The sequence below is a fragment of the Pampinifervens navoyensis genome (genome assembly GCF_046159715.1).
Classification (GTDB): Bacteria; Aquificota; Aquificia; order Aquificales; family Aquificaceae; genus Pampinifervens.
In genome coordinates this window covers 1-15323 of sequence record NZ_JBJXCT010000013.1, presented here as the reverse complement: position 1 = coordinate 15323, position 15323 = coordinate 1, and the positions used below count along the sequence as shown (strand labels likewise).

Here is a 15323-nt window from a genome sequence, read left to right as displayed (position 1 = left end):
TTATGAGATTTCTTCAAGAGGTCTTCCCCTTGTTTCCATACCCCTCAAGGCCCAAATTAAAAAGGCAAAAAAGCCCACAAGCCAAAAAAGAGAAAGCCCCATGATGGCATACACAAAGCCAAGCTGTGCAAGGCTAACCAGAAGGAGGGGAGCAAAGGCTCCAGAAAGCCTGCCAATTATGGAGAGAATACCTATGGCGTATGCTCTTATGTAGGATGGGTATATCTCTGTGGCTATCACATAGGCAACGGAGGCAAAGGAAAAGGCGATAAGAGAATAGACAAAAAAGGTAAACTTTATGTCGAAACCGAGGAGGAAAGAAATGCTCAGAAGTGCCGAAAGCAGGCTTATCAAAATCCCCAGGGGTATCCTTCCAATCCTGTCCACAAGGAATGCCACCACAAGACCTCCAATCAGTCCTCCAAGGCTCCCTAAGGTAAGAATCTGAGGTATTTCCTTGCTGCTGAGAGAGTATACCTCAGAGAGAATGAGTGGAAGCAGGGTTATCATTCCGTAGTAAGTTGTAAGAATGGTAAAGCTCATGCTAGCGCTGAAAAGAAAGCGCCACCTGTATCTACTCAGTATGATTTTAGACGCATCCAGAAGGCTTCCCTCAAAGACAGGCACATCGCACCGGTCGTAAGTCTTCCTGCCGCCCGCCTCCTGCTCTACCCTCTGCACTATCTTTTCTGCCTCCTCAAGCCTTCCCCTTGAGAGGAGCCATCTGGGAGACTCTGGCACGTAGAGCCTGACGAAGACCACAAGAAGCGCAAGAACACCCCCAAAGAGGTAGGCAACACGCCATGCAAGCCCCTCGTCCATGACTTTTAGAAGTCCTATGGCACTCAGAGATGCCATGAGGCTACCGAGGTTCCAGAGAGCGGTAATAGTGCCGTCCACCTTTCCCCTGTGTCGTGATGGGACAAACTCGTCTATGGCGGACTGGATGGCTGCAAACTCTCCACCGAGACCTGCACCTGCAGTTATCCTGAAAAGGAGAGCGGCTTCAAAACTACTGGCAAAGCCCGTCAGAAAAGTTCCACCCGCATACAGCAGAAGCGTGATGAGAAAGAGCTTCTTTCTTCCGTATCTGTCAGCAAGATAGCCAAAGATAAGAGAACCGAGGATGGCACCCAGCAGAAAACCGCTCACCATCATGGAGCTCTGCTGGGGTGTGAACTGAAGGCTTTTAGCCATGGGTTTCAGAACCGCACTGACTATAACCACCTCAAAGGCATCAAGAACCCAGGTTATACCAAGGGCAAAGACAAAGCGTGTATGAAAACCCGTCCAGGGCATGCTGTCAAGCCTGCAGGTTATGTCTGTGTTTATGAGCTTCATGATGCTATAAAATATAAACCACCATGATAGCCTACTTTGTTATGGAGCTGGGGCTTGAGGATAGTATGCCCCTCTATAGCGGAGGGTTGGGGACCCTGGCAGGAGATACACTCTTCTCCTATGCGGATATGGACATTCCAGCAGTCTGCGTGACCCTTCTTTACAAAAGAGGATACAACCTTCAGAAGATAACCCCTCATGGCATGCAGCTGGACTTTGATGCCCTCTGGGACTACAAGAGGTATCTGAGAAAGCTTGACCTTGAGGTGGAGATATTCTTCGGCGATAAGAAGCAGAAGGTCACCTGCTGGGAATACTGGGTAAGGTCAAAGAGTGATGTGAGGGTTCTTTTCCTTGATGTGGATATAGAGGGCAACGACCCCGAAATAAGAAAGCTAAACAGCAAGCTTTATTTTGATGATGGTCTTTACAGGCTCAGACAGGAGATACTTCTGGGAATTGGAGGATATAGGGTTTTAAAAGCCCTTGGCTATTCAATTCATGTTTATCACATGAACGAAAGCCACTCTGCCTTTCTTGTGGTTGAACTTCTCAAGGAGCTGGGCAGTCTTGAAGAGATAAGAAAAAGGTGTGTTTTTACAACCCATACACCAGTTCTCGCAGGACACGACAGGTTTCCACTGGAAATGGTAAAGGAAGAGTTCAGGTCCTATAAACATATGAACTGGGAAGAAGAGGTAGACAATGGCAGTATAAACCTCTCCATGCTGGCGGCAAAGTATGCTGGTAAGGTAAACGCAGTATCCCACAGGCATAAATTCGTAACCGCAGGCATATTCCCGGAGCTGGCGGAGAGCGTTGAGTATGTTACCAACGGCGTTTATCACAAAAGATGGATTCACGAGGAGATGCAGGAACTCTTCAACGAGTATATGCCCGGATGGGACGAAAACCCCATACTGCTCCAGAGGGCTTACGAAATTCCCTCAGAGCTTCTTCTTAGAAAGCACAACAGGATAAAGAGCGACCTTGTAAACCTTGTAAACAAGCAGACAGATGCTAGCTTTTCCGATGATGTGCTTACCATAGGCGTGGCAAGAAGGGTAACACCCTACAAAAGAAATGACCTCATACTCAGAGACTTGGAAAGGCTTATACACATTGCAGAGAGCTTTGGAGAAGTTCAGATAGTCTTCGCAGGTAAAGCCCATCCAAGAGACAGTCTGGGCAAAGAGATGATAAAGAACATCTTTGAAAGGATGAGGCTCATAAGGGAGAAAACAAAGGCGGTCAAGGTGGCTTTCCTTGAAAACTACGGCATAGAGATGGCAAAGCTACTGATAGCTGGATGTGATGTATGGTTGAACAACCCCAGAAGACCCTACGAGGCCTGTGGAACCAGCGGTATGAAGGCAGGGATGAACGGAGTTCTCAACTTTTCCACGTGGGACGGCTGGTGGCTGGAGGGTGGTATAGAGGGGGTAAACGGCTGGGGTATAGGACCAAAGCCAGGCTGGCAGGATATGGGAGAATCAAAAGATGCAGAGGACCTTGAAGACCTTTACGGAAAACTGGCATACATAATAATCCCAACCTTTTACAAGCACAGGGACGAGTGGGTCCGGCTAATGAAAAACAGCATAGCTACCATAGGACCATACTTTAACACCCACAGGATGGTAAGCGAATATATTAGTAAGGTATACAAAATTGGACTGAGGTGAGAGTTATGGATAAGAAAGAGACCATAAGCATGCTCCTTTACGATGTGGCTCTTGAGCACTCTGCCATAGTGCAGTATCTGTATCACATATTCCTAATAACCGATGGAAACATAACCTCGGAGATAGAGGAAATTGCCCGTCAGGAGATGAGGCATCTCAAGTGGTTTGCTCAGAAGGTGGTCCAGCTGGGCGGGCAGGTGGTTCTGGACAGGCTTGAAGACATGATAATGATAGGTGGACCTGACTGGGCGGACATGCTCTCAAAGGACATATGGGCAGAGGAGGAAGCCATAAGGATATACAGCCAGCAGCTTGAAGTGGTAAAGGATGACTCGGTGAAAAAGCTCCTTGAGAGGGTCATAAAGGACGAGCAGGACCACAGGATTGAGTTTTCAGAGCTTATGGAAAAGGTGAAGGAAGGGTTTGTATGCATTCCACTGGAAGAGCAGAGACCAGACCTAAGGACCCTTGAAGTGCTTAACAAATTCCTTAAAGAGGAGTATCAGACCATAATCAACTACCTCTACCAGTTTTTCCATTCCAAAAATTGCGATTACAAGGACATAATGCTTGACCTCGCCATAGAAAGCATGGTGCACATGGGCAAGCTGGGAGAAAAGATTGGCGAGCTTGGTGGAATGCCCAGCATTCAGAGGGTGGACTATTCACCAAAGCCTCTCAAAAGCCTCCAGGAACAGGTAAAGGCAGAGATACTCTACGAGCAGGAAACGGGCGGAGAATACGGAAAAGAGACTGCAGGAATTGAGGACCCTGACATAAGGAGGCTCTTCAGCTTCATAGAACATCAGGAGGAATACCACAAACAGAAGCTCATGGAGTTTTTCAGATTGATGAACAGGCTCACGGTGGGAGACCTCAGAAAAAGGGATGCTTGACCTGGTTGTAAACTCCTTCAGGGAGAGCGCAGAGGTAAAACTGGCTTTTGTGGAGCTTTACGCAGAGCAGACTCTTGAAGTAGGGCAGATAATAGCCAGAGCTATAAAGGATGGCAACAAGGTGCTCCTTTTTGGCAACGGAGGGAGTGCCGCAGATGCCCAGCATATAGCGGGAGAAATCGTGGGCAGGTTTAAGAAAGAGAGAAGGGCTCTGCCAGCCATAGCCCTGACTACGGATACCTCAATCCTTACTGCGGTGGGAAATGACTACGGCTTTGAAAGTGTCTTTGAAAGACAGATAGAAGCCCTCTGCACACCCGGAGACATAGCCATAGGTATCAGCACCTCTGGAAACTCCTCCAACGTGATAAGGGGTCTGATGAAAGCCCACGACCTGGGGGCAACCACTATAGCCTTTACCGGTAGAGACGGAGGAAGGCTTACAGAAATTGCCCATTACAGCTTTGTGGTGCCCTCCTATGACACCGCAAGAATACAGGAGTGTCATATAACGCTGGGGCATGTGCTGTGCGAGCTGATTGACAGACTTCTATGAAAGTTCTCCTCTTTGTAAAGGACAGTCCGAGGGCGAGGGAGGTATCTCAGAGTGTAGGAGAGTTTATAAAGACCCGTGGTATCCAGCTGGATGTCTTTGTAAATGAAAGGTCAGGAAAAGAAAAGCCATCCCTTAAGGGTATTGACCTCCTTGTGGTGGTGGGCGGGGATGGCACCTTTCTGGCAGGTGCAAGACTTGGCTCAGGGGAGGGCGTTCCACTGCTGGGCATAAACGTGGGGAGGTTTGGCTTTCTTACTGAGGTGGAGCTGGAAGAGCTGGAGAAGGTCTTTGAGCTTGTGATTCAGGGCAAAATAGAGCCTCAGAGGAGGATGATGCTCTCTGCCTTTTTGCAGAGGGAAGGGAAGGAGTTATACCTGGGAGACTACCTGAACGATGTGGTGGTTTCAAAGGAGAGCCTTGCACGCATGGTGGAGGTGGAAATAGAGCTTCAGAAGGAAAGGGTGCTGAGAGTTTACGGGGATGGTGTGATAGTCTCCACACCCACAGGCTCCACCGCCTACGCCCTCTCTGCGGGGGGACCCATACTCTACCCTCTTATGGAGGCTCTTCTCTTTGTCCCCATTTGCCCTCACACCCTCTCCAACAGACCTCTCGTGATTCCCGCAGACTTTGAAATAAGGCTTATAAACCTTTCAGAGGACCACATGTCTTATCTTACCCTTGATGGTCAGGAGGGTATGAGCCTCAAAAGGGACGACAGGGTGCTGGTAAGGAGGTCTCAGCACTACTGCCTTATGTATCCAAACCCTAACAGGAGCTTCTTTGGAATTCTCAAGGAAAAACTCAGATGGGGCTGAAAACATGGAATACATAGCTTATCGCTTTAAAGATGGTCAGCTTCTGCCAGTCAGGCATCCGCATGTGCCAGACTTTGACAGCCTCCTTCATATAGACAGGCAGAAGGAAATCCTGAGAAGAAACACCCTTCAGTTTGTGAAGGGTCTGCCTGCCAACGATGCACTTCTGTGGGGGGACAGAGGAACGGGCAAGTCTTCTCTTATTAAGTCCATGCTGGGGCTTTTTGCAGGGGAGGGGCTCAGGCTGGTGCAGGTCTATAAGATGGATATCCTTCACCTCTCTGACCTCTACGGGCTTCTCAGAGAGAGGAAGGAGAGGTTTATCCTTTTCTTTGATGACCTTTCCTTTGAGCCGGGCGATGAAAACATAAAGATTCTCAAGTCTCTTATGGACGGGGATGTGGAAGAAAGACCAGAAAATGTGCTTGTATATGCCACTTCCAACAGAAGGCATCTCATGCCAGAAAGGACGGAAGAGGACAAGTTCCCGGAAGAGAGCTATTCAGAGAAGGTGTCTCTGGTGGAGAGGTTTGGCATAAGGCTGGGCTTCTTTGCCTTTGGAAAGGAACAGTATCTTTCCATAGTAAGAAATCTGGTTTCTCAGAGGGCTCTTGAGCTTGAAGAGGAGGAGATTCATAGTCTTGCCCTTGACTGGGCTCTGCAGAATGGCTTTTCTGGAAGGAGTGCCTTTTACTTTGTAAAAGACCTTGAGGGGAGGCTCAGGTTAAGATATTGATATGACCTTCAGAGAACTGTCTGAATACTTCTACCGCCTTGAGCAGACTACCAGCAGACTTGAGATGGCAGACATACTCAGGGAGCTTCTGGAAAAGGCAGATTCCGAGGAAATTGATAAGGTAGTTTATCTCACTCTGGGCGAGCTAATGCCAGCTTTCAGAGGAGTGGAGTTTGGCGTATCTGAAAGGCTTATGATGGAGGCCCTTTCCAAGGCATGCGGTGTAAGGGTCAGTCAGGTGGAAAAACTCTACAAGGAAAAGGGAGACCTTGGAGAAACTGCACGGGAGCTTATAGGCTGGCAGGGACGGGGTCTGAGCCTTGTAAAAGTGTATCAGGAGCTTCTTGATGTTGCCCTGACCAGAGGGACCCTTGACAAGGTCATGAAGCTTATGAGCCTTCTGAAGGGCCTTTCTGGCTTTGAGGCAAAATATGCAGTCAGAATTGTCATTGGCAGGCTAAGGCTTGGTGTGGGTGATGCTACCATAATAGACGCCCTTTCACTGACCACAGGGAGCAAGGAACTCAAACCCCTTATAGAGAGGGCATACAATCTCTGTTCGGACCTGGGGCTGGTGGCTAAGAGACTTAAAGAGGGTGGGCTTGAAGCATTGAGAGAATTCAGGGTTCATCTGGGCTATCCCATAAGGATGGCCCTTGCAGAGAGGGTCACAAGTGCAGAGGAGATAATTCAGAGGCTTGGCAGGTGTGCCATAGAAGCCAAATACGATGGCTTCAGACTCCAGGTTCACAAAGATGGACAGAAGGTGGAGATATATTCAAGGAACCTTGAACGCATGACGGAGATGTTTCCAGACGTGGTCAGAGCTGTTCTTGAGGATATAAAGTCCCAGAGGGTAATACTGGAGGGAGAAGCACTTGCGGTAAACGAGGAAACAGGTGAGTTCTACCCCTTTCAGGTCACCATACAGAGGAAAAGGAAATATGGCGTGGAGGAGTATTCAAAAGAATACCCCCTGAAGCTTTTCTGCTTTGACCTTCTTTACCTTGAAGGGGAGGATTACACGGTAAAGCCCTTTATAGAGAGAAGAAAGACTCTGGAGGAGCTTCTGGCACATACAAACACCCTCCGAACCTCCGAAATGTTCATAACTGACAGCGAAAGGGAAGTGGAAGCCTTTTTTGAAGAGGCTGTGACGAGAGGACTTGAGGGCATAATGGCAAAAAGGCTTGACGCACCATACACTGCAGGCTCAAGAAACTTTAACTGGATAAAGCTAAAAAGAAGCTACAGAGGAAGCCTTGCAGACACCATAGACGTGGTCATAGTGGGCTACTATTATGGAAGGGGTGCAAGGGCAAAGCTTGGCATCGGTGGACTTCTTGTGGCTGTTTATGAGCCCTCCACAGACACCTTCAAAACCATAAGTAAGGTGGGCTCTGGCTTTACAGAGGAAGAATGGGTCAGGCTCAAAGAGATGCTTGATAAAATAAGGCTTGAACACAGACATCCAAGGGTAGACAGCCTTATGGAGGTGGATGTCTGGGTGGAGCCAAGGTATGTGATAACTGTTAACGCTGACGAGATAACCAGGTCACCCCTACATACTGCTGGAAGAACCTTAGAAGAACCCGGCTATGCCCTACGCTTTCCAAGGGCTGTCAGCTTCATAAGAGAAGACAAAAACCCTGAAGACGCCAACACGGTAGAGGAAATAATAAGGCTCTACAACCTGCAGAGGAAAGTTTCTGTGGAGTAATGGCGGCGGGAGGACTCGAACCTCCGACCTGAGACTTATGAGATCTCCGCTCTAACCAGCTGAGCTACGCCGCCTTAATTGGAATATGGTTATAAATTATAAATCATGAGGTTGTTTATGGCAATAATACTTCTACTTTTACTTTCCTCTTGCAAAGAGGAAAAGGTATTAATCGGTGTTTTAATATCTGGCGAGGGTAGACTTCAAAAGGTGGAAGGTTTTAAGGATGGACTCAAAAGCTTGGGTGTAAAGGACGTGGAGCTTGTTGTTTATAACGGCGGGAACAGCCTGGCAGGTATTGAAGAAAAAGCTATTGAAATGGTAGAAAGAGAAGGAGACTTCAGGCTAATAGCTGCAGGTGGAAGTCTAGAAGCTCATTACCTGAAGAAGGCAAAGGAAAATCTAAAAGTTCCAGTGGTTATACTGGGAGGAACGGCGATTAAAACCTGGGGTTTTGTTGACGACATGTATAGACCAGTAAAAGGTATAACTGGAGTGGATAATCTGAATACAGAACTTATGGAAAAACGCATAGAGCTGTTTAAAAGACTCTTTCCTAATATAAACAAAGCTTTAGTTTTCTGCACACATCGCTTTGAAGCATCTAAAATTGCAACCAGACTAACAATTAAGGCAGGAGAAAGATATGGTTTAAAGATAGTTCCCCTTATAGTTAACAATGTTCATGACCTTGAATATGTGATAAGTCACATGAAAGAGGATGGTTTTGAAGCTATCATAATTACGCCCTGCTTTTATACGGAAAATTTTCTCACTTCCTATATACTGCATTATGCTAGGTTCTATCAGGTGCCTGTTTTGTGTCTTTCACCCGAACATACAGCCAAAGGATGCACAGTAGCCTATGGTAGCTCCAACTACGACCAGGGCTATCAGGCCTCCTACATTGCCTATCAAATATTAAGAGGAGTTAAAGTGGAAGATATACCATTTGAGCAAGTCCATAATGTAAAACTCTCTATAAATGAAAGTTCATTGAGAGAATTAGGCTATTATCCTGATAACAAATTATACACAATAGCTGACCAAATAGTAAAATGAGATACAGCATAAAAAACCGCATAAAGGGCTTGATATTTTTTATAATGGCAGCCCAGATTCTTTTTGTTTTTGTATACTTTTACGTTCTGAGAAAGCAACTGGCTGAGTCATGGTATACAGATAAGAGCGTCCTGGCAAAGATTCTTACAGATAGACTAAAAGAAGATATAAACTCGCTTGAGATAAATATAAGCTCACTTTTGAGCAAATACAGAAGCTTTGGTATTGAATTGAAAGAAGCAATATGGAGGATTACGGGAGATATTGAACACATAACAGCTTGTGGATATTATGATATGGGTGGTCATTTGATGTTCTATCAGGAAAGAGCGGTTGGCAGTGAATTATTGCCTAAAACTCTGAAGAATATAAACTGGAAAAATGAGGTGATTGATTATCATTCCAGCGGGGAAGAAGCATACCTTAATCTAAAAATATTTGATAAGAACAATAATGTCCCTATGGGGTTTATGGTTTGCACTTTGAATTTAAAAAGTCTTCTCAAAGATTACATAAGAGCATACGGCATTCGTGATACAACCATTACTCTGGTAAGTAGTGAAGGTATACCAGTGCTTACGCTAAACAGATATCCTGCTGAGGAACAGCTCAGAGTTAAAAACACTATTAAGAACATGAATATGAGTATGGAACTCAGTGAACCTATCAGTTATGTGTATAAGAAAGCCTATGATTTTTTAAAAGCTGCTTTGATATTGAGTATAACTCTATGCACTGCCTTGCTTTTGCTCGGTTTTTTCATGGTAAACAGGATATTTAAACCACTGGAAGAGCTGAAGATATACGTATCAGGATGGGCAAGTGGGAAAAAGTTGAAGCTAAATGGACAGGGTGAGGTTTTTACACTAGCAAGCGCCTTTAAAGACTTGTTGGAAAGACTTGATAAAGAGAGAAGTATATATATCAATCTGTTCAATAACCTAAATGATGCTCTGGTTTTAGTGGATAATGAACAAGGGAATATACAAATGACTAACAAACAGTTTTTAAATATGTTCAGAATAGCAGAAAAAGATGCAGTGGGACTGAATATAAAGGAGCTAAGTGATTCACTCAAGACAGGTCTTTTCTCCTTTATACCTGAAATCAACATAAATCTGAAAGGACAAAGCAGGTATGTTAGTGTAACATCTATACCCCTTGAAATAGATGAGAGGGGTTATACGCTGTTTCATATAAAGGATGTTACGGATAAAAAGAATCTTGAATTTTTACTTGAACGCTATTCAAAACTCGCAATAGTGGGTGAAATAGCATGTTCTTTAGCACATCAGCTAAACAACCCTTTGGCTTCTGTAATAGGATACACGGAATATATAAGGAATACCATTGATAATGGTGAAATAAAAGATATGATGAATGTGGTATTAAAAAATGCTGAAAGAGCAAGGGATACTATAAAAAGGTTACTTCATATCTCCACAAACCACAACGGTTCCCCAACAGAAATTGAACCACTTAAGTTTACAAAGGATTTGCTGGATATTATGAATTTTAAAGCTAAACAAAAAAACCTTGTCATGGAACTATTTTCGCAGACTAAAGGCGGCACTATTTCAACATATGCCTGGGAACTTGAGCAAGTCCTTATTAACATTATAGATAATGCTATTGACGCATCACCTGATGGTGGAAAAGTTCATGTGGAAATTTTGGAAGAGGACTCTTTTATAGTTTGGAAAGTCAGAGACGAGGGCCATGGCGTGAAATCTGACAAAGTTTTTGAGCCATTTTATACTGAGAAAAACAATGGATTTGGCCTCGGTTTGTCAATTGCCAGAAGATTTGTAGAAAATATGGGTGGCAGTATAGATTACGAAAACCTCAGCACTGGCTGCGAGTTCAGGGTCTATATTAGGAAAAGAGGTGTAAAATGAAAATACTTATAGTTGAAGATGAAGCTGAATATGGATGGTTGCTTGCAAGGTTTCTAAGTGAAGAGGGCTATACTACGAAGCATGTTCTGACTGGTGGAGATGCTCTGGATTGTATTGATAAAGAACATTATGACCTAGTGTTATTAGACCTTCTACTGCCAGATATGGATGGTATGGACCTGCTTAAAAGAATAAGGGAAGGAGGTGGTATGCAAGAGGTTGTAGTTATAACAGGACACGGCACCATAAAAACAGCTGTGGAGGCAGTAAAACTTGGGGCCTTTGACTTTTTAACAAAGCCATGCAGTCTTGAAGAAATAAAGCTGGTAGTGAAGAAAATCGAGAGCATGTTGAGCCTAAAAAGAGAAAATAGCTTGCTTAAAAGAGAAAGGATGTTGATGGAAGAGGAGTTGATAGTAGAAAGCCCAGCTATGAGAAGTGTTATAGAGCTGGTAGAGAGGATTTCCTGCAGTGACTGCAGTGTCATAATACAGGGTGAAAGTGGCGTGGGGAAAGAATTAATTGCAAAGCTTATACATAAGATGAGCGACAGAAGAGACAAACCCTACGTAGCCATCAATATTTCTGCAATACCTCAAGACCTGATAGAGACTGAACTCTTCGGATATGAAAAGGGTGCTTTTACAGGAGCATCCACCCAGAGGCAAGGTTTTATGGAGCTGGCAAAAGGTGGCACTCTCTTTCTGGATGAAATAACAGAGCTTAACCTACCTCTTCAGGCAAAGTTATTAAGGGCCATAGAAGATAAAAAATTTTACAGAGTTGGGGGCCGTAAAGAGCTTGAGAGCGACGTGCGTATAATATGTGCTACAAATAAAGACATAAGAAAATTGGTTGAAGAAGGGATGTTTAGAAATGACCTATACTATCGCTTGAATACAGTTGAAATTAAAATACCACCCCTCAGGGAAAGAAGAGAGGATATAATACCCCTTGTGGAACACTTTCTTGAAAAATTTTGTAAAAAGTATGGTAAAAAAATAAGGGACCTTACGAGAAAAGCCAGGGATTTACTTATATATTATGATTATCCAGGCAATGTCAGAGAATTGAGGAATATAATTGAAAGAGCAGTGCTTTTATGTGAAAGAGACCTGATTGATGAAAACCATGTATGGATAAACCAAATCAGGAAAACTGACAACCTGAAAGAGCTGGAAAGAGAAAAAATAGAGAATGTCCTCAAAAGAGTAAACTACAATAAGAAGAAAGCTGCAGAGCTGCTTGGTATTCCCTTAAGAACTTTCTACAGAAGACTCAAAAGATACAATCTAATCTGAATGCCAGACTGGCAACACATTTGACAGGTTGGCATAACTTTTCTTGTTCCCCCAGTGTATGAAGTGTTTGATTTATCAATAACAGGCCTACAGGGAATTCCTGGTATGTTCTTTGCGTAATTTCCCTAGTGAAAGGATTAACCCTTAAGGAGGTGCTAATATGGACAGAAGGAGCTTTTTCAGGTGGGCGACCTTATTTGCTTCCGTGCCTTTGATAAATAGGATTGCGGAAGCCTCTCCACCCAGAGTAAAGATGGAAGACATAAAAAAGGAAGCCCAGCTTGGCGTTATTTATCACTGCGATTTCCCACAGGAGGCAAGGTTCAAAGCCATGCTGGGAAACATAAGAAACCACATGTCAGTTTATGACAATGACCCTTTCAGGATAAAGATAGTGGTTGTGGCTCATGGTGCCGGTGTAAAGTTCTTTATGAAAGACCTAACTGGAAGCCCATGGGAGACCGAAGCGGTTAAAGTTGATGAACTTTACCAGATGGAAAAGGACCTTCTGGCTTACGGAGTGGATTTTTACATATGCAACATAACCTTGCAGAGGCTGCGGCTTGACGCCAATAAACTCCATGAATTTACCAAAATAGTGCCTTCAGGAGTTGGGGCAATTGGACATCTGCAATCCAAGGGATTTGCTTACATAAAAGTTCAATAAGGAGGTGAAGTATGAAAAACAAAAAGGTCGCAGGAGCCTTTCTGCTCACGGCGGTGCTTTTCACCCCAGAACTTTCTCATGCCATAAGGCTGTCAGGTCCGGCAGAAGACCAGTATATGGACATCAATGTGCTCATGCAACTCTGGTTCAGACAGCAGGATATAAGCGACCAGAACAGACCGAACTTTATAGGAGCGAGCGACAGGACGGATGTGTTTTTTAGAAGGGTGAGGTTGAGGTTCGGAGGGAGTGTAAATCCATGGTTCAAGTTTAATTTTGTGCTAAGGGATAACGATTTTGGGAGAGACCCTTACGATGCACCTTTTGGTGGACAGCCAACACATGGAAGAAGGCAGAGCAACAGAAACACCGGCTTTATTCACGAGTTAGATGCCACGCTTGTGCCAAGCGCAATGACGGATATGAAAGGTATAGTCCTTGATATTCACCTTGGATATCCAAGGGTTCCATTGGGCAGAGAACAATTCCAGAGAGCCTACGACAACATAGACCTTGACAGAACAAATGCGACCCTCAGGTGGACGCATTTAACTACTGGAGATGTTACTGGCAGGGCCTTTGGGGGCTATGCTCACGTCAGGGGGGCTACTAAAGGACAGGGATACTCTAAAATCACAGTGGATGGATTTCTGGGATTTTTTGGTGGATTCAAAAATGTTAGAAACCCTTGGGATGATGTCATAGTTGGAGCATCCACATCTACGCCCTTATGCGGTTATACGGCTCCAAACCCCGCTGTTGGCACATGCCTTTCTAAAGCGAGGGGGAACTCTTCAAACAATCCTCTAGTTACATTGAGAGGAACTATAACCCTGGGAGATCAGGAGGGCAGACCGGCCATATATAACTGGCTTTATAGAGATACATACCTTGGAAAAAGAAAGGGTATAACCATAGGTTTTTCTTATGCCTTTCAGAACAAAATAAACCAGCACATAATAACTGATACTCAGGGCATTTCACCTGGTTTTCTTGGTAACGGTAGCCCACAGAATGGAGCTGGCACAGTTAATGTAAGGATTCCTTATTTACTTTTGCCAAACCCACTTTCTGCACCAACGTCAACCATAGCAAACACTCTTCTTGATAACAAGGTTGATATGAAATTCTACGGTACGGATTTTGCGTGGCATCATGGACCAGTCTCTTTTGTGGCCGAGTTAGGACAGGTAAAGTTTAACAAGCTTGTTCTCCTTGATGGTGCCAACAATTTGTATCCCAACAGAAGTATCAAGAATGACTTCTGGCTTGTCAAAGCAGGATACATGCTGAATCCAAAGTCAAGGCATAAGTTTGAGCCCTATGTGAGCTATTCCGAGTATAAACCTCAAATAGTTCAAGTAGGAACGGGAGCCAACGCGAGATTTTATGGAGATGCCACGAACTTTGTGGGGCCAAATGCCAGCGCTACAGGTAACTTGGGAAAGATAAAACAGATAGGTCTGGGTGTGAACTATTACTTCATAAACGAAAACTTCCGCTGGACACTTGAATATACCAAGTTTGATGAACAAAGAAACAGTATAAAGAACGATGCGGTCACCCTCCAGTTTCAGTGGATTTTCTGAGGGGCTGCGCCCGCTTTTTTCTACAAATACATAAGCCCCTACTCACCTCCCTTCTCGCTTTCCTCCCCCTTTTTTATAACCTCTTCCACAATCAAACCCTCCTTTAACCCCCAGTCGCTGACCCTTATTCTGCTCTTTCCAAAAAGAACCATGCTTCTGTAGAAGATGAGCATTCCGGGGATTATCACCTTTGCCCTCTTTGGCTCTATGTGGGGAAAGGTGGCAATACGCTCACTTTCTTTCATGGTGCTTAGGGTCTCAAGCCAGAACATGAGCCTGTCAAGGGAAAGCTCTCTTCCATGAACATCCTTCCCATTGTAGGGATACACGCCGTATTCTATGGCTGCTATTGTGGTTATGGTGCCACCAAGCCCCACCAGCTCGTCGCAAGGCTGAACCACCCCCTTTATCTGCTCGTCAAGAAAGTTCTTGAGAGACTCCAGCTCGTAGTTCTTTGGTGGGTCGCTGAGGATGAACTCTTCAGTGAGGTTCACGATACCAAAGGGGAAAGACCTGAGGCTCTCTATCTGAAAGCCCTTTCCACACACGAACTCCGTAGACCCACCCCCCTGATCTATGATGCAGAACTTCCCCGATGGTTTAAGAGAATAGGCTACAGAAAAAAAGGCGTATCTGCCCTCCTCATCGGGAGTTATCACTTTCAGTTCAAGACCGGTCAGTTCCTTCAGTTTTTCTGCAAACTCATGGGCATTGCTTGCCCTTCTCAGGGCTTCTGTTCCCACTATCTTTATACGGTTTACACCAGAACTTCTCGCCTTTTCTACAAACTCCCTTATGACCTCAAGGCTCTCCTCCACTCTGTCCTCTCTTAGAAGTCCGCTTTCTCTGAGGTCGGTAGCGAGGGCGGTTATCCTCCCCTCCTCATGGAGTATCTTTAAACCTGCGTTTAACTCCGCTATGCTGAGCCTTATGGAATAGGAACCCACGTCTATGCTGGCAACTTTCATGGCAGAGAGATATTATAACGCAAGTTGCAAGTTATAGCATCCCTGCACTCCAGAGCCTATGGAGATTGTAAGAAATTACCGCCATG

The 15323-nt window shown here is 44.8% G+C and carries 13 protein-coding genes and 1 tRNA gene; 11 read left to right on the top strand and 3 right to left on the bottom strand.

From position 1 onward, the window contains the following. On the bottom strand, positions 1-1341 hold the full coding sequence (locus ACKRDP_RS08860; protein WP_409154402.1) for an MFS transporter: 1341 nt from the start codon (positions 1339-1341) through the stop codon (positions 1-3). Positions 1342-1364: 23 nt separating this feature from the next. Here ACKRDP_RS08860 and glgP point away from each other — a divergent pair, with 23 nt between their 5' ends. From glgP to ACKRDP_RS08830, 6 genes are read left to right on the top strand one after another with little or no spacing between them, the layout of a single operon-like run. Next, on the top strand, positions 1365-3026 hold the full coding sequence (gene glgP / locus ACKRDP_RS08855) for an alpha-glucan family phosphorylase (RefSeq protein WP_409154401.1): 1662 nt from the start codon (positions 1365-1367) through the stop codon (positions 3024-3026). Positions 3027-3031: 5 nt separating this feature from the next. Beyond that, positions 3032-3922: a ferritin-like domain-containing protein gene (locus ACKRDP_RS08850; protein WP_409154400.1), complete on the top strand. Its 891-nt coding sequence runs from the start codon at positions 3032-3034 to the stop codon at positions 3920-3922. After that, complete coding sequence (locus tag ACKRDP_RS08845; RefSeq protein WP_409154399.1) at positions 3915-4478, top strand: D-sedoheptulose 7-phosphate isomerase; 564 nt, start codon at positions 3915-3917, stop codon at positions 4476-4478. Before ACKRDP_RS08850 ends, ACKRDP_RS08845 begins: the two co-directional genes overlap by 8 nt. Then, entirely contained in the window at positions 4475-5296 is an 822-nt protein-coding gene (locus ACKRDP_RS08840; protein ID WP_409154398.1) for an NAD(+)/NADH kinase, read from the top strand. The genes ACKRDP_RS08845 and ACKRDP_RS08840 overlap by 4 nt, the downstream gene beginning before the upstream one ends. A 4-nt stretch (positions 5297-5300) precedes the next feature. Then, positions 5301-6032: an ATP-binding protein gene (locus ACKRDP_RS08835; RefSeq protein ID WP_409154397.1), complete on the top strand. Its 732-nt coding sequence runs from the start codon at positions 5301-5303 to the stop codon at positions 6030-6032. A gap of 1 nt (position 6033) precedes the next feature. Next, complete coding sequence (locus ACKRDP_RS08830; RefSeq protein WP_409154396.1) at positions 6034-7752, top strand: ATP-dependent DNA ligase; 1719 nt, start codon at positions 6034-6036, stop codon at positions 7750-7752. Here ACKRDP_RS08830 and ACKRDP_RS08825 read toward each other — a convergent pair. Then, positions 7753-7826 (bottom strand) — tRNA-Met (locus ACKRDP_RS08825). Between the two features lie 43 nt (positions 7827-7869). Here ACKRDP_RS08825 and ACKRDP_RS08820 point away from each other — a divergent pair. From ACKRDP_RS08820 to ACKRDP_RS08800, 5 genes are all read left to right on the top strand, one after another. After that, positions 7870-8814, top strand: a complete 945-nt coding sequence (locus tag ACKRDP_RS08820) for an ABC transporter substrate binding protein (RefSeq protein WP_409154395.1) — start codon at positions 7870-7872, stop codon at positions 8812-8814. Continuing rightward, complete coding sequence (locus ACKRDP_RS08815; RefSeq protein WP_409154394.1) at positions 8811-10712, top strand: two-component system sensor histidine kinase NtrB; 1902 nt, start codon at positions 8811-8813, stop codon at positions 10710-10712. Before ACKRDP_RS08820 ends, ACKRDP_RS08815 begins: the two co-directional genes overlap by 4 nt. Next, a complete protein-coding gene (locus tag ACKRDP_RS08810; RefSeq protein WP_409154393.1) occupies positions 10709-12013 on the top strand; it encodes a sigma-54-dependent transcriptional regulator in 1305 nt (434 codons plus the stop codon). The genes ACKRDP_RS08815 and ACKRDP_RS08810 overlap by 4 nt, the downstream gene beginning before the upstream one ends. Positions 12014-12173: 160 nt before the next feature. Continuing rightward, positions 12174-12680: a DsrE family protein gene (locus ACKRDP_RS08805; protein WP_409154392.1), complete on the top strand. Its 507-nt coding sequence runs from the start codon at positions 12174-12176 to the stop codon at positions 12678-12680. An 11-nt stretch (positions 12681-12691) separates the two neighbouring features. After that, a complete protein-coding gene (locus ACKRDP_RS08800; protein ID WP_409154391.1) occupies positions 12692-14269 on the top strand; it encodes a porin in 1578 nt (525 codons plus the stop codon). 38 nt (positions 14270-14307) lie between these two features. Here ACKRDP_RS08800 and ACKRDP_RS08795 read toward each other — a convergent pair whose 3' ends face one another. Then, positions 14308-15237: a Ppx/GppA phosphatase family protein gene (locus ACKRDP_RS08795; protein WP_409154390.1), complete on the bottom strand. Its 930-nt coding sequence runs from the start codon at positions 15235-15237 to the stop codon at positions 14308-14310. Positions 15238-15323: the final 86 nt, after the last annotated feature.